The 22,313-nt window shown below is 62.3% G+C and carries 11 protein-coding genes; 8 read left to right on the top strand and 3 right to left on the bottom strand.

The genetic code is table 11. The features are described 5' to 3' along the window. Nucleotides 1-10: 10 nt before the first annotated feature. The 6 genes from OQE56_RS10305 (at nucleotide 11) to OQE56_RS10280 (ending at nucleotide 11,138) form a co-directional block, all read left to right on the top strand. Nucleotides 11-886, top strand: coding sequence for a DMT family transporter (locus OQE56_RS10305; protein ID WP_267224066.1), 876 nt, complete (start codon nucleotides 11-13; stop codon nucleotides 884-886). 186 nt (nucleotides 887-1,072) lie between these two features. Continuing rightward, the gene (locus OQE56_RS10300; protein ID WP_267224065.1) at nucleotides 1,073-2,302 is read left to right on the top strand and encodes an efflux RND transporter periplasmic adaptor subunit; all 1,230 of its coding nucleotides are present in this window, start codon (nucleotides 1,073-1,075) and stop codon (nucleotides 2,300-2,302) included. Between the two features lie 19 nt (nucleotides 2,303-2,321). Beyond that, nucleotides 2,322-5,429, top strand: coding sequence for an efflux RND transporter permease subunit (locus OQE56_RS10295; RefSeq protein ID WP_267224063.1), 3,108 nt, complete (start codon nucleotides 2,322-2,324; stop codon nucleotides 5,427-5,429). Beyond that, entirely contained in the window at nucleotides 5,426-8,731 is a 3,306-nt protein-coding gene (locus tag OQE56_RS10290) for an efflux RND transporter permease subunit (protein ID WP_267224062.1), read from the top strand. Before OQE56_RS10295 ends, OQE56_RS10290 begins: the two co-directional genes overlap by 4 nt. Next, nucleotides 8,728-10,191 (top strand): efflux transporter outer membrane subunit, encoded by a 1,464-nt coding sequence (locus OQE56_RS10285; RefSeq protein ID WP_267224060.1) that lies wholly within the window; start codon nucleotides 8,728-8,730, stop codon nucleotides 10,189-10,191. Before OQE56_RS10290 ends, OQE56_RS10285 begins: the two co-directional genes overlap by 4 nt. Nucleotides 10,192-10,259: 68 nt before the next feature. Then, on the top strand, nucleotides 10,260-11,138 hold the full coding sequence (locus tag OQE56_RS10280) for an aldo/keto reductase (protein ID WP_267224058.1): 879 nt from the start codon (nucleotides 10,260-10,262) through the stop codon (nucleotides 11,136-11,138). A gap of 51 nt (nucleotides 11,139-11,189) precedes the next feature. Here OQE56_RS10280 and OQE56_RS10275 read toward each other — a convergent pair whose 3' ends face one another. Both OQE56_RS10275 and OQE56_RS10270 read right to left on the bottom strand, forming a co-directional pair. Continuing rightward, nucleotides 11,190-12,119, bottom strand: coding sequence for a 5'-nucleotidase (locus OQE56_RS10275; protein ID WP_267224057.1), 930 nt, complete (start codon nucleotides 12,117-12,119; stop codon nucleotides 11,190-11,192). A 117-nt stretch (nucleotides 12,120-12,236) separates the two neighbouring features. Then, nucleotides 12,237-12,998, bottom strand: a complete 762-nt coding sequence (locus tag OQE56_RS10270; RefSeq protein WP_267224055.1) for an NAD kinase — start codon at nucleotides 12,996-12,998, stop codon at nucleotides 12,237-12,239. Nucleotides 12,999-13,224: 226 nt separating this feature from the next. Between OQE56_RS10270 and OQE56_RS10265 the strand changes: the two genes are divergently transcribed. Then, nucleotides 13,225-15,249 carry a M3 family metallopeptidase gene (locus OQE56_RS10265; protein WP_267224053.1) on the top strand — a complete coding sequence of 675 codons (2,025 nt, stop codon included), beginning with the start codon at nucleotides 13,225-13,227 and terminating at the stop codon, nucleotides 15,247-15,249. 73 nt (nucleotides 15,250-15,322) lie between these two features. On the opposite strand, the gene OQE56_RS10260 is transcribed toward OQE56_RS10265, so the two are convergent. Then, nucleotides 15,323-20,257, bottom strand: a complete 4,935-nt coding sequence (locus OQE56_RS10260) for an NAD-glutamate dehydrogenase (RefSeq protein WP_267224051.1) — start codon at nucleotides 20,255-20,257, stop codon at nucleotides 15,323-15,325. An 829-nt stretch (nucleotides 20,258-21,086) separates the two neighbouring features. On the opposite strand from OQE56_RS10260, the gene OQE56_RS10255 reads away from it, so the two are divergent. Beyond that, entirely contained in the window at nucleotides 21,087-22,304 is a 1,218-nt protein-coding gene (locus OQE56_RS10255) for an efflux RND transporter periplasmic adaptor subunit (RefSeq protein ID WP_267224049.1), read from the top strand. The last annotated feature ends 9 nt before the right edge of the window (nucleotides 22,305-22,313 follow it).

Raw genomic sequence — 22,313 nt, 5'->3', positions numbered from 1 at the left:
CGGATGACTCATGTTCAAAGGTGTCCTACTCGGCTTTGCCTGCTACGCCGCCTATGCGATCAGCGATGCGTTTGTGAAATCGCTGCACGGCACGCTGCCCGCCTATGAGGCCGTGTTCTTCGGCGCCGTACTGATGCTCAGTGCTCTGCCCTTTATCCGGCATCCCGGCGACAGCTATCTGGATGTGTTTCGCGCGCGCAAGCCAAGCCTCTGGTGGATTCGGGCCATCACCGGTGCCATCTGCAACATCTCCGCCGTGATCGCGTTTACTGCCTTGCCGATGGCCGAGGCGTTCGCGCTGATCTTTCTGCTGCCGATCTTCGTCACCGTGCTTTCCGTGCTGTTTCTCAAGGAGCACGTGGGCTGGCGCCGCTGGACTGCCGTGATCATCGGTTTCGTCGGCGTGCTGGTGGTGCTGCGCCCGGGCTTCCGAGTGCTGGGTGTTGGGCATCTGGCTGCGATGACATGCGGCCTCTCGGGTGCGGTGTCGGTGGTCGCGCTGCGCATGGCGGGGCCTCATGAAAAACGCATCAGCCTGTATGGCGCCGGTGTCATCGGGCCGCTGGTGAGTGGCGGCGTGTTGATGCTGCCGAACTTCGTATGGCCCGACCTTCACCAGTGGTACCTGTTGACCGGTTACGGATTGCTGGCCGGCCTTGCCGGCGTCCTGCTGATGCTTGCCACCCATCACGCACCGGCCAATCGGGTGGCACCTACCCAGTACAGCCAGATGCTGTGGGCCATCGGTTTCGGCTACTGGCTGTTCGGCGACCATCTGGACTGGCCGATGCTGATCGGCATTGCGCTGATTCTCGGTTCGGGTCTGTTCACGCTGGTGCGCGAGGAGCAAGTCACCGGCTGGTGGAAGCGCGCGCGCATGGTGTAGGCACCGGCGTCTCTTCTTCCCAGTTGCTGCGTTCGTCCAAGGCGCCCGTTGGCGCTCACCGATCCGTGACGAGCATTGTGCGATCAGTCTGCACAGTGCTTTTGGGTCAACCTTGACGACAACAAATCGTTAAAAGTAGTTCGGCAGGTCTTGCGGGCTGCGCAGTGAATCGCTGGGAGGTGGTGCATGAGTGCCGACACCCTTAAAGCGGTTGGGCCGTTCCATAAACGACGCGGGCTGATGATCGCCCTGCTCGTTGCCATCGCACTCATCGTGCTGATGGCCATCCATATCCTGAGCGGGGGCAAGACCAAAACCGGCGCGCCGCCGCAAGTGGTGAGCGCTGCCACTGCCACGCTGGGTCCGATGCCCGAAATCCTGAGCGCGCTGGGTACCGTGACACCCGTCGCCACCGTCAATGTATTGCCGCAGCTGAGCGGCTATCTCGTGGCGGTGGGGTATCAGGAAGGGCAGGACGTGGAGAAAGGCCAGTTCCTCGCGCAGATCGACCCGCGCCAGTTCGAGATCAGCAAGCAACAGGCACAGGCGCAGCTTGCCAAGGACGAGGCGAGCCTGTCGCTGGCCCGCTCCGACCTTGCTCGCTATACGCAACTGCACCAGCAAAACTCGATTGCCGAGCAGACGTACTTCGACCAGAAGTTCACCGTGCAGCAACTGGAAGCCGCGACAAAAGCGGATCTCGCTTCCATCGCGCAATTCGATCTCGATCTCATCTACTGCCACATCACGGCACCTGTCGCCGGGCGCGTAGGTCTGCGCCTGGTGGATCCCGGCAACTACGTGACGCAGTCGACGTCGCCGGGCATCGTGACGATAACGACCATCAAGCCCACCACGGTGCAGTTCACCGTGCCGCAGAACGCGCTGAGCAAAGTGCTTCAGCGCGTCAACACGGGGGCGAAGCTGGCCGTGACGGTCTACAACAGCGATAACAGCAAGCAACTCGCTACCGGCACGCTGTACGCGCTCAGCAACCAGATGGCGACCAACACCGGTACGGTGACATTGCGCGCCACCTTCCCCAATGACGACGAGGTGTTGTTTCCCAACGAATTCGTCAACGTGCGCCTGTTGGTCGACACGTTGCAGAACGCCGTGCTGGTTCCCACGCCGGCCGTGCTGAGCGGCGCACCGGGCGACTACGTCTACCTGGTCAATGCAGACCAGACCGTGTCGGTACACAAGGTGACACCGGGACCCAGCGACGGCAAATTCACGGTGATCCTGACCGGGCTCGCCGCAGGCCAGCAGGTAGTCACCGATGGCATGGATCGCCTGAGCGACGGCGCAAAGATCAAGATCGCCACTGCCAAAGCCGGTGCCACCGGGCACACACCCGCGCCACATCCTCCGGGCCAGGACGGCAAGCGAACGCACGCCGTCGCTTCGTCGTGAGTAACGGGCGCGCGATCCCATGAACATGTCGCGCCTGTTCGTACTCAGGCCGGTAGCCACCTCGCTGCTGATGATCGCCCTGGTGCTCGTGGGCCTCGTCGCGATGCGTTTTCTGCCGGTGTCGTCGCTTCCCAATGTCGACTACCCGACCATCCAGGTGCAGACCTTTTACCCCGGCGCCAGCCCCACGGTGATGGCCACCACCGTTACGGCGCCGCTGGAAGTGCAGCTAGGGCAGATTCCCGGTCTGCAACAGATGACTTCCAACAGCTCGGCGGGTGCGTCGATCATCACCCTGCAGTTTGACCTGTCGCTCAACCTCGACGTGGCCGAACAGAACGTGCAGGAGGCCATCAACGCTGCCAACAGCCTGCTGCCTTCGGGCTTGCCCGCGCCGCCGACGTACGCCAAGGTCAACCCGGCCGACCAGCCGATCCTCACTCTCGCCGTCACCTCGGTCTCGATGTCGTTGCCGCAACTGCAGGACATCGCCAACAACCGTCTCGGGGCAAAGATTTCGCAGGTGCCGGGCGTGGGACTGGTGACGCCTGCCGGTGGCAACGTGCCCGCTATCCGGGTCGAGGCCGACCCGAAGAAGCTCGCCGGTTACGGCCTCAACATCGACGATCTGCGCTCGTTGATCGCCAACGTCAATGTCAGCCAGCCCAAGGGCAATTTCGACGGTCCGGAGCTGAACTACACCATCAACGGCAACGACCAGATCCAGGACCCGCAGGACTATCTCGACACGGTGATCTCGTATCAGAACGGCGCACCGGTGTTTCTGCACGATGTGGCCCGTGTCACCGAGTCGGCGCAAAACACCGAGCAAGGTGCCTGGTACAACAAGACGCAAGCCATCGTGCTCAACGTGCAGCGCCAGCCAGGCGCCAACGTCATCGCCACGGTCAACCAGATCATGAAAGTGCTGCCGCAGCTGGAATCCACGCTGCCGGCCGGCATGAATGTGCAGGTGGTGTCGGACAGCACCGGCGTGATCCGCTCCTCCGTCTCCGACGCCGCTTTCGAACTGGTGCTCGCCGTAGTGCTGGTGGTGCTGGTGATCTTCGTGTTTCTACGCAACCTGCCGGCTACCGTGATTCCCAGCATCTCCGTGCCGGTCTCGCTGATCGGCACGCTGGCCTTGATGTACGAGCTCAACTATTCGATCGACAACCTCTCGCTGATGGCGCTGATCATCGCCACCGGCTTTGTCGTCGACGACTCGATCGTGATGATCGAAAACATCGTGCGCTATCTGGAGGAAGGCCGGACGCCGCTGGAAGCAGCACTGGAAGGTTCAGGCCAGATCGGCTTCACCATTCTCTCGCTGACGGTGTCGCTGATTGCCGTACTGATCCCGCTGCTGTTCATGGGCGGCGTGATCGGACGCCTCTTCAGCGAGTTCGCGGTAACGCTGGCCGTAACGATTGTGTTGTCCGCCGTGGTGTCGTTGACGTTGGTGCCGATGCTCTGTGCGCGGCTGCTGCGTGCGCAGGCCGATCGTCATCCGAGCCGGTTCGAGCGCATCAGCGAGCGTGTGTTCAATCAGATCCTGGATGCCTACAAGCGCGGCCTGACGTTCGTGATGGCCCGGCAGACAGCCACCCTGCTCGTCTTCGTCGCAACGCTGGCGCTCACCATCATTCTTTACGTGATCATCCCCAAGGGCTTGTTTCCCGTACAGGACGTTGGCGTGCTGCAGGGCATCAGCGTGGCGGACAACTCGGTGTCGTACACCGCCATGGAAAGTCGGCAGGTGGCGCTGGTGGAGGCGATTCTCAAAGATCCGGATGTCATCAACCTCACCTCCTATGTCGGCATCGACGGGACCAACACCACGCTCAACAACGGCCGCTTCCTGATCAACCTCAAGCCGCGCGACGAACGCTCGCTGACCGCTGCCGAGATCGCCAGACGCCTGCAGGGCGAAGTGGCCAACGTTCCCGGCATCAAGCTCTACTTGCAGCCCGAACAGGACCTGACCCTCGATACCCGCGTATCGCCCAACCAGTATCAGTTCGTATTACGCGGACCGAATCAGCAGGCCTTTCAGCAGTACGTGCCTGAGCTGATAACACGCATGAAGAACATCACCTCGATCACCGATGTCACCAGCGACCTCAACAACGATGGTTTCAGCGTGAATATCGAGGTCAACCGCCAGCTCGCCGCGCGCTATGGCATCACTGCCGCCACCATCGACAATGCGCTGTACGACACGCTGGGGCAGCGCATCGTGTCGACGATCTTCGAACAGGCCAGCCAGTACCGGGTGATTCTGGTCGCCAAGCCGGAGAGCCTGCCCACGGTGGAGTCGTTGGGCGATCTTTATCTGCCCAGCCAGACCAGCAGCACGGGCCAGGTACCGCTGAAAGGCATCGCTGCCCTCCGGATAACGAAGTCACCTCTGGTGATCAGCCACCTCGCGCAATTCCCCGCGGTCACCATTTCCTTCAACCTCGCCAAGGACGCCTCACTGAGCAAGGCGGTGAGCGAAATCAACCAGGTGGAACAGGCGATGCGCCTGCCCTCGTCGATGACGTCGTCCTTCCAGGGTGCGGCACAGGCGTTCCAGGATTCGCTTTCCAGCGAGGTGTACTTGCTGATCGCAGCCCTGGTCGCCGTCTACATTGTGCTGGGCGTGCTGTATGAGAGCTTCATCCATCCGGTGACGATACTTTCCACGCTGCCTTCGGCCGGCATTGGCGCCCTGCTCGCACTGATGATCGCCGGCAGCGACCTGGATGTAATCGGCATCATCGGCATCGTGCTGTTGATCGGCATCGTCAAGAAGAACGCGATCATGATCGTGGACTTCGCGCTGGAGGCCGAACGCCAGCACGGCAAACCACCGGCTGAGGCGATCTTTGAAGCCTCGCTGCTGCGCTTTCGTCCGATCCTGATGACGACGCTGGCCGCCATGCTGGGCGCCCTGCCGATGCTGCTGGGCAGCGGTACCGGTTCCGAACTGCGGCGCCCGCTGGGTCTGGCCATCATCGGCGGGCTCGCGCTGAGCCAGGTCCTTACGCTGTTCACTACGCCGGTGATCTATCTGTTCTTTGACCGCCTGGCGCAGCGCTTCCAGGGCAAGTCCGCCGCCCAGGCGAGCGAGAGCACGCCATGAACATTCCCGGCCTCTTCATACGGCGACCGGTGGCGACCACGTTGTTGGCCGTTGCCATCCTGTTGTCGGGCCTGCTGGCGTACTTCCATCTGCCCGTTGCGCCGCTGCCCAACATCACCTTCCCGGTGATCGTGGTGCAGGCCAACCTGGCGGGCGCCAGCCCCGACATCATGGCGTCGACCGTGGCCGCACCGCTGGAACGGCGTCTAGGCACCATTGCCGATGTCACCGAACTGACCTCGCAGAGCTCGGTAGGCACCTCGAGCATCGTCGTGCAGTTCGGCCTGAACCGGGATATCAACGGCGCTGCACGCGACGTACAGGCCGCGATTCAGGCCGCGCGCGCCGATCTGCCGACCACCTTGCGCAACAACCCGACCTACCGCGAGTACAACCCGGCGGATTCGCCGATCATGGTGCTGGCGCTGACATCGCATACGCTGACGCGTGCCCAGCTCTACGACTCGGCCGATTCGGTAATCCAGCAACAGCTGTCCCAGGTAAACGGCGTCGGCCAGATCACCCTGGGCGGCAGCGCGCTGCCGTCCGTGCGCGTGGAACTGGAGCCAGACCAGCTCAACAGCTACGGCATCGGCCTGGAAGACGTACGCGCGGCCATCAGTGCTGCCAACGCGAACAGCGCAAAGGGCCATATCGACGAGAACGGCCGGCGTTACGAAGTACTTTCCAACGACCAGATCAACAAGGCAGCCCCCTACCGCGACCTCGTCATCGCTTACCGCAATGGCTCACCCGTGTTGCTGCGCGACGTGGCGGACGTGCAGGACTCGGCCGAAAACATCCGCAACGCCGGCCTCTACAACGGCCAGGATGCCGTGCTGGTGATCGTGTTTCCCATGCCCGGCAGCAACATCGTCAATACCGTGGCACAGATTCGCAAGAGCCTGCCCGGCATCGAATCGACCCTGCCGCGCAATGTCCACATCGGCATCTCCGTTGATCGCTCGCAATCAGTCAATGCCGCCGTCAACGACACCGAGCGCACGTTGGTCCTGGCCGTATTGCTGGTGATTGGCGTGGTGTACATCTTTCTGCAATCGCCACGGGCGATTCTTGTGCCAGCCGTAGCGTTGCCGCTGTCGATCATCGGCACCTTCGGACCGATGTATCTCATGGGCTACAGCATCGACAACCTGTCGCTGATGGCTCTGACCATCGGCACCGGCTTTGTCGTGGACGACGCGGTGGTAGTGCTCGAGAACATCGTGCGCCATGTCGAAACCGGCATGGATGTGCGCGAGGCGGCGATGGTCGGCAGCGCAGAAGTCAGCTTCACCGTCATTTCCATGAGCCTGTCGCTGATCGCGGTCTTTCTTCCGATCTTGTTGATGCCAGGCATCATCGGCCTGTTGTTCCACGAATTTGCCGTGACGCTGTCGGTGGCGATACTGCTGTCACTGGTCATCTCGCTGACGGTCACACCCACCATGGCGGCGTATGTGTTGCGCCGCGAGACCCTGCACTCCAAAGCGCGCTGGGCACTTTGGTACGAACATCAGTTCGATCGCTTCAGGAATGCCTACTCACGTTCGCTTACCGCCGTGCTCGATCACGCGCTGCTGGTCGGTCTGACGCTGATCAGCCTGATCGTGCTCAACGTGTTCCTCGTCAAGCTGGTGCCTTCCACCTTCTTCCCCGAACAGGACAACGGCATCCTGCTCGGACAGATCATTGCCGACCAGAGCATCTCGTTTCAGGCGATGGAGAAGAAGCTGGCCCAGTTGCAGGCGATCGTTAAGAACGATCCGGCCGTGGCATCCGTGGCCGGTTTCACGGGAGGCCGCGCGCTCAACACAGCCAATGTCTATATCGAACTGAAGCCGCTGGCACAGCGAAAGCTGTCGGCGGCGCAGGTGGTCGACCGGCTGCGCCCGCAGCTCAATGCGGTATCCGGCGCCAAGCTTTTTCTGCAGGCTGCGCAGGATCTGCATATCGGCGGCCGTCAGTCGGCCTCGGAATACCAGTACACCTTGACCAGCGACGATGCCAACGCCCTGTTCACCTGGGTGCCAAGGCTGGTCGCCGACCTGGCCAAGTATCACGACAAGCTGACCGATGTGAACTCCGACCTGCAACAGAACGGCCTGCAGATCTACGTCCATATCAATCGCCCCACGGCTGCACGCTACGGTTTTGCACCCAACCAGATCGACAGCGTGCTCTACGATGCGTTCGGGCAGCGCACGGTCTCCACGGTTTACAACGCGCTCAATCAGTACTACGTGGTAATGGAAGTGGCGCCCCGTTACTGGCAATACCCGCAAATGCTCGAGCGGATCCGCTTCAGTACCGCCGCAGGCAACGCCACGGGAACGCAGCAGACACAGATGTCGAAAGCCCTCGTCAAAGGCGTTACCGCGGTGGCCGCGGTTACGTCGGCGGAAGGTGTGGCATCCAACACCAACGCGCTCAATGCCGACGCCGAAGCCAACCAGCTCACCAATGCCATTTCCAACGCGAGAGGTGGAAGCTCGAGCGGCAGCGCCGACAGCACAGCGGCAGAAACCATGGTGCCGTTCCCGGCGCTGGCGACGTATATCAGCAACCACACCGCCACTCAGGTCAGCCATCAGGGCGGATTGGTAGCCGGCACCATTTCCTTCAACCTGCCACCCGGTGGTTCGCTGAGCGATGCGCTGGCGGCTATCAATCAGGCAGCGCAGGAACTGGGCATGCCTGCGTCCATTCACGGTACGACAGCGGGCGCGGCGCAGGTCTACGCACAGTCTATGTCGACCATGCCCTTGCTGATACTGGCGGCGCTCGCGGCTGTCTATATCGTGCTCGGCATGCTTTACGAGCACACCGTGCATCCCATCACCATTCTTTCGACGCTGCCATCGGCGGGCATTGGCGCCACACTCGCCCTGTTGATTTTCAATACGCCGTTCTCGGTGATCGCGTTGATCGGCATCATTCTGCTGATCGGCATCGTCAAGAAGAACGCGATCATGATGATCGACGTCGCCATTCACTTGCGGCGTGATGAAGGCATGGCGCCACAAGACGCCATCCATGAAGCGGCCATCCTGCGCCTGCGGCCGATCATGATGACCACGGCAGCGGCCGTGCTGGGCGCGGTGCCTCTGGCGGTGGGTTTTGGACAGGGTGCCTCGTTGCGGCAACCGTTGGGCATCACGGTCATGGGCGGCCTGATCCTGAGTCAGGTCTTCACGCTGTACACCACACCCGTGATTTATCTCTATCTCGACCGCCTCGGCGTCAGGCTCTCCCGCTGGTCGCAGAGCATGCCGTGGAACCGGTCGGAGGCAGGCGCATGAACACCCACACGCCCATCAAGTGGTTGGCCATTTCAGTCGCGATGTGGTTGGGCGGCTGCATGGTAGGCCCGGATTACCATCGGCCCGAGGTCAGCGCACCCGTTCAATACAAGGAGCTGCCCGGCTGGACCGCAGCAGCCCCGGCAGCGGAAGCACCCAAGGGCGACTGGTGGACGGTGTTCAACGATCCATTGCTCGATCAGCTGGAACCGATGGTGTCCGTATCCAACCAGACCGTGCGCCAGGACTACGCCAACTACCAGGCGGCACTGGCCGAAGTACAAGTGGCGCGCAGCAGCCTGTTTCCGACCATCGGTCTTACGGGTGCGGCCAGCAAACAGCGCAGTGCCGCCGGCAACGCGGGCAGCGGCGTGGAACATCTTCGCCCGGTGAGTACCTCAGGGTCACTGGAGGGCAATGTGAGCTGGGCTCCGGACCTGTGGGGCAAGGTGCGCCGCACGGTCGAAGAGAGCAAGGCCAGCGCGCAGGCCAGCGAAGCGACGCTGGCCAACGCCACGCTGTCGGAGCAGACGACGCTGGCCACCGCCGTGATCGAACTGCGCGTGACCGACGCCAATGTCGATCTGCTGCAGAAAACCGTGCAGGCGTATCAGGAATACCTGCGCGTCGTGGCCAATCAGGGCGCGGCCGGTACGGTACCACCCTCGGATGTGATCACGGCACGTACCCAGTTGGAGAATGCGCAATCCAGCCTCATCGCATTGGGCGTTGCCCGCGCGCAATACGTGCACGCCATCGCGGTGCTGGTGGGCAAGAATCCGGAGGAAATCGACATTCCTCACAGCACGTCGCTGCCCACCATGCCGACGGTGCCTGCGGGCGTGCCTTCCACCCTGCTGCAGCGGCGGCCTGACATTGCCGTGGCGGAACGTCAGATGGCGGCGGAGAACGCCGCGATTGGCGTTGCCGTCGCTGCCTACTACCCAACGGTGTCGCTCAACGCGGCGGATGGATTCTCGCAATCGCCATTGGCGGGTTTGCTGCATATCGCCAACCACGTGTGGTCTTTGGGTGCCGATGTGAGCGAAACCGTGTTCGATGCCGGCGCCCGGCATGGCCAGGTAACTGCAGCGAAAGCCAACTACGAAGCCGCCGTCGCCAACTATCGCGGCACCGTACTCAACGCGCTCAAGAACGTGGAGGACGATCTCTCCAATCTGCGCATCCTGGCCCAGCAGGCCGAGGTGCTGGACTCGGCCGTGCGCGATGCCACTCGCGGCGCCGATATCGCCTTCAACGAATACAAGGCAGGCACCGTCGACTACACCACGGCAGCCTCGGCGCAGGTCACGCAGCTGAGCACCGAAGAGAGCGCGCTGAACGTCCAACAGCAACGCCTGCTCGATACCGTATCGCTTATCGGCGACCTGGGTGGCGGCTGGTCCGCGGATCAGCTGAGTAATTCAAAACCGGCGACGCCACCACCGCAGACGCCGTGACGCTGACACGCTGGCGCCGACCAGCGCCGCTTGGCACACTGCCAGCCTCCTTTGTGCCCGGTCTTGTCATGTCGTCCACTACGTTTGCGCTCTCCCCCATCGTCGCCGGACTCTGGCGCATCACCGACTGGCGTCTGAGCGTGGCGGAGCGCGTGCGCTGGATCGAGCAGGCGCTGGAACTCGGCATCACATCGTTCGACCATGCGGACATCTACGGCAACTATCAGGCCGAGGGTCAGTTTGGCGAGGCGCTGAAAGCGGCCCCGGCGCTGCGCCAGCACATGCAGCTGATCACCAAGTGCGGCATCCGCCTTCGCTCCGAAAAAATGCCGTATCGCGTCAACTATTACGACAGCTCGGCCGGCTACGTGCGGGCGCAGGTGGAACAATCGCTGCGCAACCTGCATACCGACCAGCTTGACCTGGTACTGATCCATCGCCCCGACTATCTGATGGATGCGGCTGAGCTCGCAGATACCTTCACCACCTTGACCCGCGAAGGCAAAGTGGCGTACTGGGGCGTGTCCAATCACAGCGCCAGCCAGTTCGCGCTATTGCACCAACACCACGCACTGCTCACCAATCAGCTGGAACTGTCACCGCTGCAGATGGATGCATTGGACGACGGTACGCTGGATCAAGCACAGCAGCTCAGCGCCCGCCCCATGATCTGGTCACCGCTAGGTGGCGGCCGTCTGTTTACGTCTGACGATGAACAGGCGCAACGCGTGCGCGCCGAAATGACCGCTATCGCAGAACGCTACGGGATCAGCCTCACCACACTGGCGTTCGCCTGGGTGCTGCGTCATCCCTCGCGCCCCCACCCTATTACCGGCACCGGCCGCATCGAAGGCCTGCGCGACGCGGTCGCTGCATTGGACGTCAAGCTCGATGTGGAAGACTGGTACGCGATCTGGACCTCGAGCAAAGGCCACTCCGTCCCCTGAAAATATGTGTGGGAGCGCACAGAGTGCGCTCCCACAGAAGAACAAAGCGAGTTAGCGATTGCTCACGCCATGCGGCACATGGCCCGTTGCCACGTGCTTGCGCGCCGACTCGACATTGGCCGGTGAGTCGTCGAAAAAGATGTCTGCACCGAAGGCATCAAGGAAGGGCCCCTTATCGCGCCCGCCCAGGAACAGCGCCTCGTCGATGCGCACACCCCAACGGCGCAGCGTAAGAATCACGCGCTTGTGCGCCGGCGCCGAACGCGCTGTTACCAGCGCAGTGCGGATAGGTGAATCTTCGGCGGGAAACGCCGCCTGCAACCGATGCAAGGCGGAAAGAAAGCCGCGGAACGGCCCCACCGACAACGGCTCTTCGGCAAGCTCGCGCTCGCTCTGGTGGAATGCCTCCAGCCCTTCTTCACGCGACACGCGCTCGCCTTCGTCACCGAAGATCACCGCGTCGCCGTCGAAGGCGATACGCAGCTGCTCGGTAGCACGCGGTGGCGCAGTCGACGGCAGGATCGTGGCCGCCGCCACGCCGGCGGCCAGTGCGCGCCCTACATCTTCAGCGTTGGCGGAAAGGAACAGATCCGCCTTGAACGGCCCGATGTAGTCCGAGGTAGGTGCGCCGCTGGTGAATGCCGCGCGGCTGATCTCCAGTCCGTAATGCTGAATCGCGTTGAAGATGCGCAGCCCCGTATCGCCCGAATTGCGCGACAGCAGAATCACCTCAACCGGCGGTTTGTCGCCCGCCAGCTTGTTGAGGTCGAGCAGTTTCTGCACCAGGGGAAATGCCACGCCCGGCTTGAGAATCTCGTTCTCATGCTCGATCTGAAACGAGCGATAGGCATCCAGCCCCTCGCGCTCGAACAGCTCGTGGCTGTCGCCCAGATCAAACAAGGCGCGCGAAGAAATGGCTACCACCAGCCGGTTGTCGGCAGCGGCGGAAGGATCGTGGATGGCGCTGGCTGGGCGGTTCATAACGTCAATCTAGCGCAAAAGGCGAGAAGTGAGTTAAGAGGAGTGAGAAGTGAGAGAAAACTCTGCCAGCCCGCGCTCTTCTCTCACTTCTCACTTCTCTCTCTTCACTCCTGGCTCTCAGTCCTGCGCGAACTGCTCATCCAATATGCGTTGCTCCAGATTGTGCTCCGGATCAAACAACAGCCGCACACCCTGCCCCGCAGACTGGCGGATTTCCACTTCGCGGATATCGCGCACTTCGTGGTAGTCGGCCGTGGCGCTGACCGGACGCTTGCCGGGATCCAGTACCCGCAAGGTCACCAAGGTGCGATGCGGAAGAATGGCGCCACGCCAGCGACGCGGCCGGAACGGACTGATGGGCGTCAGCGCGAGCACGTTGGCATCCAGTGGAAGAATCGGCCCGTGTGCGGACAGGTTGTATGCGGTTGACCCTGCCGGCGTGGATACCAGGATGCCATCGCATACCAGCGTGGTCAGTTTCACGATCTCGTTGAGTTTCACTTCGAGATGCGCCGCCTGATTGCTCTGGCGCAGCAGTGACACTTCATTGAAGGCCAGCGCGTGATGCACCTCACCCGCCGCATCGACGGTGCGCATCTCCAGTGGATACAGCACGGCGGCGTGGGCGCGCGCGATGCGATCGCCCAGACCATCCAACCGGTGCTTGTTCATCAGAAAGCCGACCCGGCCCAGCTTCATGCCGTACACCGGCGCCGGCAGGGCCCGGTACGCATGCAGAGTACGAAGCATGAAGCCATCGCCACCCAGGGCAACGATCACATCGGCCTGCTCGGGCGGCACGTCGCCGTAGCGATCGATGAACTTGCGCCGGGCTTGCTGGGCAACATTGGTCTCGCTGGCGACGAAGGCGAAGCGCATGGGTCGTGGTCATCGGCCGGCCGGGAGGTTCTCTGAGCATAGCAGCCCTCGCCCGAGGCTAGGCCAGTCAGCCTATCGTCGCGACTGACGGCTGGCGAGTCATAGCCGTTCCGTCTGATTTCCCCGGTTAACGCGCTTGGATAGCGTGCCGTTTGATGCGCCAGGCCTACGTCAGTCCCATGAACGTGACCGGGGGCGCACCTGCCCAGCAAAAGGATAGACGGCAATGCGTCACTACTCCGTTGCAGTGCTTATGCTTGCTCTCGTCTACCCCGCGTACGCAGTTCCAGGCGCATCGCCGCCCGACTCGGGCATTGCCTGGAACCTCTCCAGTGACCAGATTCGCCAGGGGTGTGCAGCTGCACTGGCGCGCACACAATCCCGCATTGATGCGATCGACGCGCAACCGCTGAACGAAGCGACGTTTGCAAGCGGCATCGGCGCTGTAGAGAACGCCATGGCTGATCTGAACGACGCCCTGATCGTGCAGGCCAATCAAGGTGAAATCGCCACAGACAAGAGCGTGCGTGACGCCTCCACCCGTTGCCAGCAAGACGTAGCAGCCTTCAACGTGAAGATCGGTGCAGACCCGGCGATCTATGCGTTGGCAAAATCGGCGCAGAAACAAACCAAAACGCAAGCTGACCGGCAATTGGTGAACCGATATCTCGAACAAGGGCGGCGCTCAGGCGCTGGACTCGACCCTGCCACGCGCGCCAAGGTCACGGCATTGTTCGATCAGCTCAACAAGTTGCAGATCGACTTTGGCCGCACGCTTGCCGAAGAACACCGCACGGTCGATATCAGCAAGGAAGAAGCCGCATCGCTCCCCAAGGATTTCGTCGCCACGCTCAAGCCAAATGAGCGCGGTTATACCGTGCCCGTCGACGAAAGCACCGTCGTGACGTTTATGCGCAATGAATCATCGGGTGTTGCGCGCAAGCGGTACTGGCTGGTCTACGACAGCAGAGGTGGCCAACCGAATGTACAGCGGCTCGCCGACGCCGTGGCCATCAGGGACCAGCTCGCGCATTTGCTGGGGTTCCCATCATGGGCTGCCTACCAGCTGGACGCCAAGATGGCGAAGACGCCAGAGCATGTGAACCGCTTCCTGGCACAGCTCAACGAAAAGCTGCTTCCCAAGTCAACCCAGGAAGTGGCCATGCTACGCGCGCTCAAGCAACGGGACGGCGAAAGCACCCCGTTCGAAATCTGGGATTACGGACATTACAAGCAAAAGTTCAAGAAGGAGCGCTACGACATCGACATGGAACTGGTCCGCCAGTACTTCCCTTTCGACAAGGTCGTGCCGGCGATGCTGGACATCTATCAGAAGACGCTAGGCGTGCGCTTCGAAGAAGTGCCAAACGTCAAAGCATGGGCGCCCGGCATTACGGAATACGCGATCAGAGATGCGGCCAGCGGAGAGCTGCTCGGCTGGTTCTACATGGATTTGTATCCAAGGGCAGGCAAGTACGGGCATTTCGCCAGCATGCCATTGCGCTCGGGCCGTCGATTAGCCGATGGCACGATGCAAAAGCCCGTCGCGACCATTGTTGGCAACTGGCCGGCAAGCGAACCGGGCAAACCTTCGCTGCTGAATCACAATGACGTGATCACGTTCTTCCACGAGTTTGGTCACATCATGCACATGACACTGTCTACGGCACCGTACGAAACACTGTACGGCAGCAATGTACGCCAGGACTTCGTGGAGGCGCCGTCACAGATGCTGGAAAACTGGATGTGGCAGCCAGCGGTGCTCAAGAGCGTGTCGAGCCACGTAGGTACTGGAGAGCCCTTGCCGGACGACCTGATCAACAAGTTGATCGCGAGCAAGCACGCTACCGAAAGCTCAGACCACCTGTTCGACGTGTTTTTCGCTACCTACGACATGCGTCTTCACCAGAGCGGCCCGAAAGTTGACCCAACCAAACTCTGGCACACCACCTGGCGCGAGCTGACGCCGCTCCCGGCCGTGGAAAGCACCATCCCCGAAGCCAGCTTTGTCCATTTCATGGAAGGTTATGACGCTGGCTACTACGGCTATGTATGGTCAAAGGTCTACGCGCAGGACATGTACTCCGCCTTCAGCAAGAAAGGCGCGGACACCGCCGAAGTAGGCATGCGCTATCGCAAGGACATCCTCGAGCCCGGTGGCACGGAAGAGCCGGATGTGTTGCTGCAACGGTTTCTTGGCCGCGCCACCAGCTATGACGCGTTCTATCAGGAGATGGGCATCGCCCCCTGAGTCGGTTGGAATCACATAAAAAAAGGGCGGTGCCATGCACCGCCCTTTTTCGTTTCATGGCGAACGAAGTGGATTACTGGTTCACCGGCACCTGCGCCAGCTGGGCCAGGCGACGAACCGCGACCGAGGCAATCGGGTAATCGGCGTTCTGGGTGAGGATTTCCGCCAGCATGTTGCGCGTGTACTTCAGCGTGGCGTCGTCACGCTGCAGCCATGCCTGCACCGGCGAGACATCCTTCGATGCGCCCGTCAGCGAGAGCACCTGCAAGGCAAGCGCGCGATGCTGGTGGTTGAGCTCGTCCAGCAGCGAACCACGTGCCTGTGCGTGCCATGCGCCTTCGACCGGCAGTGCTTCGATCTGGCTGCGCAGCCATTCAAGGTCGAGCGACTCGCCCAGTTCGTAGAACACGCTGGCCACCTTGGTGATCGGCTGCCCGCTCTGCTGCGCCACTTCGACGATGTCGAGCATGGCACGCAGTTCGGGGATGCGGGCCAGACGCAGCGCCAGCTCCGACGAAACGCCCAGGCCTTCCCACTTCTCGTGGCTGGTGGCGAAATCCGCCTTGCCGGTTTCGGTGAGCGCACCCGGCAACGCCGCACGCAGCTCACTGACACCCGCCTGGTAACGATCGACGTTGGCATTGATGTCGAGCGTGCCGCCCGGACGATTGAGCAGCCAGCGGGTCATGTGACGCAGCAGCGACCAGATCTGCAGGATGGCGTCGATCTGGGTGTTCTCAGCCACCTTGCTGTCCAGCGCTTCGATCTCGGCCCACAGCTCGCGCGCGCCCATGATCTCGCGTGCGGCGGTGAATGCCTTGGCGATGGCCGCCGGGCCCTGTCCGGTATCTTCCTGCATGCGCATCATGAAGGTGGCGCCCATGCGGTTGATGGTGGAGTTGGTCACGGCCGTGGCGATGATTTCGCGCTTCAGGCGATGACGCTGCATGTGATCGGCGTACTTGTCGTGCAGCGGCTCGGGGAAGTAGCGCACCAGCTCCTTCGACAGGTACGCATCTTCCGGCACGTCCGAATCGAGCAGCTGCTGGTACAACTTGATCTTGTCGTACGACAGCAGCACGGAGAGTTCCGGACGCGTCATGCCGATGCCGCGCGTCTTGCGCTCGGTCAGCTCCGACTCGCTCGGCAGGTTTTCCACCTGACGGTCGAGCAGGCCTTCCGTTTCCAACATGCGGATGAAGTGCGCCATCGAGCCAATGCGATGCACCGACTGGTGCTCCATCAGCGTAATGGCCTGGTTCTGGCGGTAGTTGTCCCACAGCACCAGCTGGCCGACTTCGTCGGTCATGCTGGCCAGCAGGGTGTTGCGCTGCTCCAGCGTCAGCTCGCCGCGCTGCACGGCGTCGCCGAGCAGAATCTTGATGTTCACCTCATGGTCGGAGGTGTCCACACCGGCGGAGTTGTCGATGAAGTCGGTGTTGAGCAGCACGCCGTGCTGAGCGGCTTCGATGCGGCCCTTCTGGGTGAAGCCCAGATTGCCGCCCTCGCCCACCACCTTGGCACGCAGCTCGCCACCGTTGATGCGCAGACCGTTGTTGGCGCGATCGCCCACGTCGGCGTGCGTTTCGCTGCTGGCCTTCACGTAGGTGCCGATGCCGCCGTTCCACAACAGATCCACCGGTGCCTTGAGGATGGCACTGAGCAGGTCGTTCGGCGCGAGCTGCGTCACTTCGGGCTTGAGGCCCAGCACCGCGCGCATTTCCGGCGACACCGGAATCGACTTCAGCGAGCGCGGATACACGCCGCCACCGGCGGAAATCAGCGACTTGTCGTAGTCGTCCCAGCTGGAACGCGGCACCTTGAACATGCGCTCGCGCTCGACGAACGTGCGGGCCGCATCCGGATTCGGATCAAGGAAGATGTGGCGATGGTCAAACGCGGCGACCAGGCGGATGTGCTTGGACAACAGCATGCCGTTGCCGAACACGTCGCCGGACATGTCACCGATGCCCACGCAGGTGAAGTCCTGGGTCTGGCTGTCACGGCCCAGCGCGCGGAAGTGGCGCTTGACCGACTCCCATGCACCCTTGGCCGTGATGCCCATGCCCTTGTGGTCATAGCCGTTCGAACCACCGGAAGCGAACGCGTCGCCCAACCAGAAGCCGTGCTCGATCGAAATGGCGTTGGCGATATCGGAGAAGGTCGCGGTGCCCTTGTCGGCCGCCACCACCAGGTACGGATCGTCGTTGTCGTGACGCACCACGTCATGCGGCGGCACCACCTTGCCCTCGACGAGGTTGTCGGTGATGTCCAGCAGGCCGCTGATGAACATGCGGTAGCAGGCAATGCCTTCGGCCAGCTGCGCGTCGCGATCGCCATTCACCGGCGGACGCTTGACGAAGAAGCCGCCCTTCGAGCCCACCGGCACGATCACGGTGTTCTTCACCATCTGCGCCTTCACCAGGCCCAGCACTTCCGTGCGGAAGTCTTCGCGGCGATCGGACCAACGCAGGCCGCCACGCGCCACCGAGCCGAAGCGCAGGTGGATACCTTCCACGCGCGGCGCACTGACGAAGATTTCGCGGTACGGCACCGGCTTCGGCAGATCCGGCACGCGATGCGAGTCGAACTTGTAGCTGATGTAGTTGCGGTAGGCGCCTTCCCACTGCTGGAAGAAGCTGGTGCGCAGCGTGGAACGGATCAGCGTCACGAAGCTGCGCAGGATGCGATCGTCGTCCAGGCTGGAGACGGTTTCCAGCAGCGTGCCGATGGCCTCTTCCACCACCGTGATCTGCTCGGCGCGCGGCTTGGACAGCGCACCCACCAGGCCGTCGATGAGGGCCGGATGTGCATTGCGGATGGATTCCGGAATCAGCGCCTGCATTTCGCCGCGAAGGGCGTTGCCGGCCTTGCTCAGCTCATCGGCCGACAGCTTTTCGCGGCGCGGATCGAACTTGGCCAGGAACAATTCCACCAGCAGGCCAGCAATGGCCGGATAGCGGTTGAACGCGTCTTCCATGTAGCTCTGCGAGAACGCCACGCCCGTCTGCAGCAGGTACTTGCAGTAACCGCGCAGCATGGCGATCTGGCGCCAGCTCAGCTTGGCGCTGAGCACGAGGCGGTTGAAGCCGTCGCTCTCGGCGTTGCCGCGCCAGATCTGCTCAAAGGCATCCTCGAACAGCGTGCCCACCTGCTCCACGGTGAAGGCGAGGTTACCCGTGGCCTGCACTTCGAAGTCCTGGATGTACAGCGTGCCGCCATCGACGTTGATGTCGTACAGGTGCTCGGTGAGCACGCGCAGGCCGAGGTTTTCCAGCTGCGGCAGCACTTCGAAAAGCGCGATGTCGCCGCCGCTGCGGTAGATCTTGAAGCGCAGCTCTTCCGGCCGAGCCGCCGGGTGATAGAACGACATGCGCACCGCGTCATCGCCCTTCAGCAGCGACAGCTGGTGCACATCCTCGGCAGCCGCCGAGGCGGTGACGTCTTCCATATAACCGGCCGGCATGGCCTTGCCGTAGCGGTTGGCCAGCACCACGCCTTCGTGATCGCCCAGCTTGGCAACGAGCGCATCGCGCAGGTCGTCCTGCCAGTTGCGCACGATGGTGGCGACGCCCTTCTCGAGTTCGGCGACGTTGTACTGCGCGTGGTCGCCGATCTTCGGGCGCACCACCACGTACAGGCGCACCAGCGCGGCTTCGGCCATCAGCACCGACGAGTCAACGTGCTCACCGCGCATGCTGTTGCTCAACAATGCCTCAATGCGCTCGCGCACCGTGGTGTTGAAGCGTTCGCGCGGCACGTAGACCAGGCAGGTCACAAAGCGCCCGTAACGGTCGCGGCGCACAAAAAGACGCGTGCGTGCGCGCTGACGCAGCTCGAGCGTGCCCATGGCGTTGGTGTAGAGCTCTTCGTCGCTGCTCTGGAACAGCTCGTCACGCGGAAGCGTTTCGAGAATGTGACGCAGCGACTTGCCCGAATGCGAATCGCGCTTCAGGCCGGACTGGTTCATCACGTACTCGTACTTCTGACGGATGAGCGGAACGTCCTGCGGAAGCGCCAGCAAGGCGCTCGAAGTGAACAGACCCAGGAAGCGCTGCTCGGCCACCGGCTTGCCGTTGGCGTCGAACTTGAGCACGCCCACGTAATCCATATAGCCCGAACGATGCGCATGCGAGCGCGCATTGGTCTTGGTCAGGATGATGGCATCGGTCGAGCCGGACTGCGGCAGGTCGTGCGCCACCAGCGAGCGCAGCGAACGCGGCGCCAGCGAGCGCTCGCTCTTGTGCAGGACACCCATGCCGGAGGCTTCATTGGCGCGGAGCACTTCCTCGCCATCCGTCTCGGTCACTTCGTATTCGCGATAACCCAGGAAGGTGAAGTTGTCGTCGGCGAGCCAGCGCAGGAACTCCGAGGCTTCCTTGACCGAAGCGGCATCGAGCGGCAGCTGGCGCGTCGGCAGGTCGGCGGCGATGGCCAGCGCCTTGTCGCGCATCTTCGTCCAGTCATTGACGGCAACGCGCACGTCTTCCAGTGCGCTTTCCAGCTTCGCCTTGAGGGCGGCCTGCTCGGCCTCGCCCGCCATGCGATCCACTTCGAAATGCATCACCGACTCGGGCGGCGCATCTTCAGCGCCCAGCTTGAGCAGCTTGCCGGAAGCATCGCGCGTCACATTGATGACCGGATGGATCACGCCGTGGATCTGCAGCTTTTCGGCCGCGATCATGGTGACGGTATCGACCAGGAACGGCATGTCGTCGGTCACGACCTGGATGTAGCTGCGGCCGCCATGACCCGTGGTCGGGTTCACCACACGCACCGAGGCACGGCCCGGTTGACGCTGCTGCATGAAACTCAGCAGGTCGCCGAGCAACGCGGCCCACTCGGCCACGGTGTGCAGTTCCAGATCGCCTTCGGAGATGCGCGCGAAGAAAGCGCTGATAAAAAATTGCGCCTCATCAAGGCGCTCGGTAGGAAATCCGCTTTGCTTCAGTTCTTCGAAAACAACAGTGGGGAATGAGCTGTTGCTAGCCGCACGAATCGCGTTCATGGCATCTACTGTTTTGGGGAGACGGAATGAGGCTAAAAAAGCTTTAAAAGGATACGCCTCACGTGTGGGCATATCCACCTGTCTCATGACACGACTTCAGCTTGCGGCAGGCCATGACGCCCGTGCAGCAAATTATTCACGCCGTTTTTCATACCGCTGACGCCTGCAGCACTGACGCCATGCAAGCAAGCGCACGAGCGCAAAAAACTTGCAGCGCTCGTATGTTGCCTTCAACCCACCGTTGCGCCCTGCACATCAGCTGCACGGCAATACCTTTGCGTATGTGATGGGCGCCATGCCGATAAGGCGTTGCAGCGCAACAAGTGAAAAACCATCATGGCGTTGCCGTCGGCTCCAACCGAAGGCTTGCCGCACATCCTGGTCCGGGGACTTGCTCTCACCCCAAGCCGTCATGCAACCCGAACCATCGGCACAGGACCGGAGCAAAGCCCGCTGGCAAGATCCGCATACAAATCGCGGTTCCCCCGGCCCCGACACCCTACCTTCACGGAGTTGGGCCAAAATCTGTTACTCACGGATCTATGACGGAGCACAGCCACCGCATGGAAGGCCCTCGATGTACGCCCAGGAACCTGCCGCACCGTCCCCCGGGCTGGAGGGATGGCTCTACAAATTTTAAACTGTACGGTATAGTCCAAGCTTGATTGCAGCGTACAAGCGTTGGCTACCAAGCCCTGCCACGCCCCAACCCTTCCCCAGGGGAACCGGGCTGCGGGGTTGTCGTGCGCTTGCAACAAGCCTTTTCGTCGTCGCCGCCAATGGCGCCGGCACCCTGCATCCCTGACCACTTATAAGAAATGGAGTCCCCATGAAGTCCACGTCATTGCGCACGCCACTGTTGTGCCTTGGCCTGCTCTCCCTGGCCGCCTGTGGCAAAGGCAAGGAACAAGGTCCACCGCAAATGCCGCCGCCGGAAGTCGGCGTGGTCAAGGCGCAGGCCCAGAGCGTGCCCCTGACCAAGGACCTGGTGGGCCGCGTCTCTGCCTTCCGCAGCGCCGATGTTCGCGCCCGCGTATCTGGCGTGCTGGTCAAGCGTGTGTACCAGGAAGGTACGGACGTCAAGCAGGGCCAGGTGCTGTTTGAGATCGATCCGGCCGTGTACCAGGCCGCGGTCAACTCCAGCCAGGCCAACCTGGCATCGGCGCAGGCCACCTATGTGAATTATCACAAGACCGCCGAGCGCTTCCGTCAGTTGCGCCCTCAGAACTACGTGTCGCAGTCCGATCTTGACGCGGCCGAGGCCAACGAACGCTCCAGCGCCGCCGCCGTCAAGCAGGCGCAGGCCGCGGTGGAAAGCGCGCGGATCAACCTTGGCTATACCCGCGTGGTGGCGCCCATCGCCGGTCGCGCCGGCCAGCAGCAGGTCACCGAGGGTGCCATCGTTGGTGCGAGCAATGCCGATACCGGCTCCAACTCGACCCTGCTGACCACCGTTGATCAGCTCGATCCGCTGTATGTGAACTTCACCGTCAGCTCCGCCGACCTCGATCGCCTGCGCAGCGCGCAGTCGGCGGGCAGCGTTTCGCTGTCGGAGCAGGACCAGACCACGGTAAAGATCACCCTGCCCGACGGCAGCAAGTATGACCAGGGTGGCAAGCTGGACTTCTCCGGCGCCACCGTCGACCCGACCACGGGTGCGGTGAATCTGCGTGCGCTGCTGCCGAACCCGGCACACCGCTTGCTGCCGGGTACCTACGTCACCCTCACCGCCAACCTGGGCGAGCGTCACAACGTGTTCCTGATTCCGCAGCAGGGCATCTCGCGCGATGTCTCCGGCGCATTCGCGCTGGTGGTCGGCCAGGACGGCAACGTCGCCCGCAAGGGTGTCACCGCCGACAACTTCAATTCCGGCAACTGGGTTGTCACCGACGGCCTCACCGCCGGCGACCAGGTCATCGTCTCGGGTCTCCAGACCGTGCAGCCGGGCAAGCCCGCCAAGGCGGCGCCGTGGCAGCCGGACCAGAAGCAGGGCGACCAGGGAAAACCAGCAGCGGGTAACGCCAAGTCCGCAGCTGGCGCGAAGTAAGGGAGTCGA

The sequence above is a fragment of the Dyella silvae genome (genome assembly GCF_026421305.1).
Lineage (GTDB): Bacteria > Pseudomonadota > Gammaproteobacteria > Xanthomonadales > Rhodanobacteraceae > Dyella > Dyella silvae.
Note: the sequence above shows the minus strand (reverse complement) of the source record. Positions and strands in the feature narration are given on the sequence as shown.

Coding starts and splice junctions, on each gene's coding strand:
- OQE56_RS10275 (WP_267224057.1), bottom strand. CDS start 12,119: ATGAACCGCCCAGCCAGCGCCATCCACGATCCTTCCGCCGCTGCCGAC.
- OQE56_RS10290 (WP_267224062.1), top strand. CDS start 5,426: ATGAACATTCCCGGCCTCTTCATACGGCGACCGGTGGCGACCACGTTG.
- OQE56_RS10280 (WP_267224058.1), top strand. CDS start 10,260: ATGTCGTCCACTACGTTTGCGCTCTCCCCCATCGTCGCCGGACTCTGG.
- OQE56_RS10300 (WP_267224065.1), top strand. CDS start 1,073: ATGAGTGCCGACACCCTTAAAGCGGTTGGGCCGTTCCATAAACGACGC.
- OQE56_RS10265 (WP_267224053.1), top strand. CDS start 13,225: ATGCGTCACTACTCCGTTGCAGTGCTTATGCTTGCTCTCGTCTACCCC.
- OQE56_RS10255 (WP_267224049.1), top strand. CDS start 21,087: ATGAAGTCCACGTCATTGCGCACGCCACTGTTGTGCCTTGGCCTGCTC.
- OQE56_RS10295 (WP_267224063.1), top strand. CDS start 2,322: ATGAACATGTCGCGCCTGTTCGTACTCAGGCCGGTAGCCACCTCGCTG.
- OQE56_RS10305 (WP_267224066.1), top strand. CDS start 11: ATGTTCAAAGGTGTCCTACTCGGCTTTGCCTGCTACGCCGCCTATGCG.
- OQE56_RS10260 (WP_267224051.1), bottom strand. CDS start 20,257: ATGAACGCGATTCGTGCGGCTAGCAACAGCTCATTCCCCACTGTTGTT.
- OQE56_RS10270 (WP_267224055.1), bottom strand. CDS start 12,998: ATGCGCTTCGCCTTCGTCGCCAGCGAGACCAATGTTGCCCAGCAAGCC.
- OQE56_RS10285 (WP_267224060.1), top strand. CDS start 8,728: ATGAACACCCACACGCCCATCAAGTGGTTGGCCATTTCAGTCGCGATG.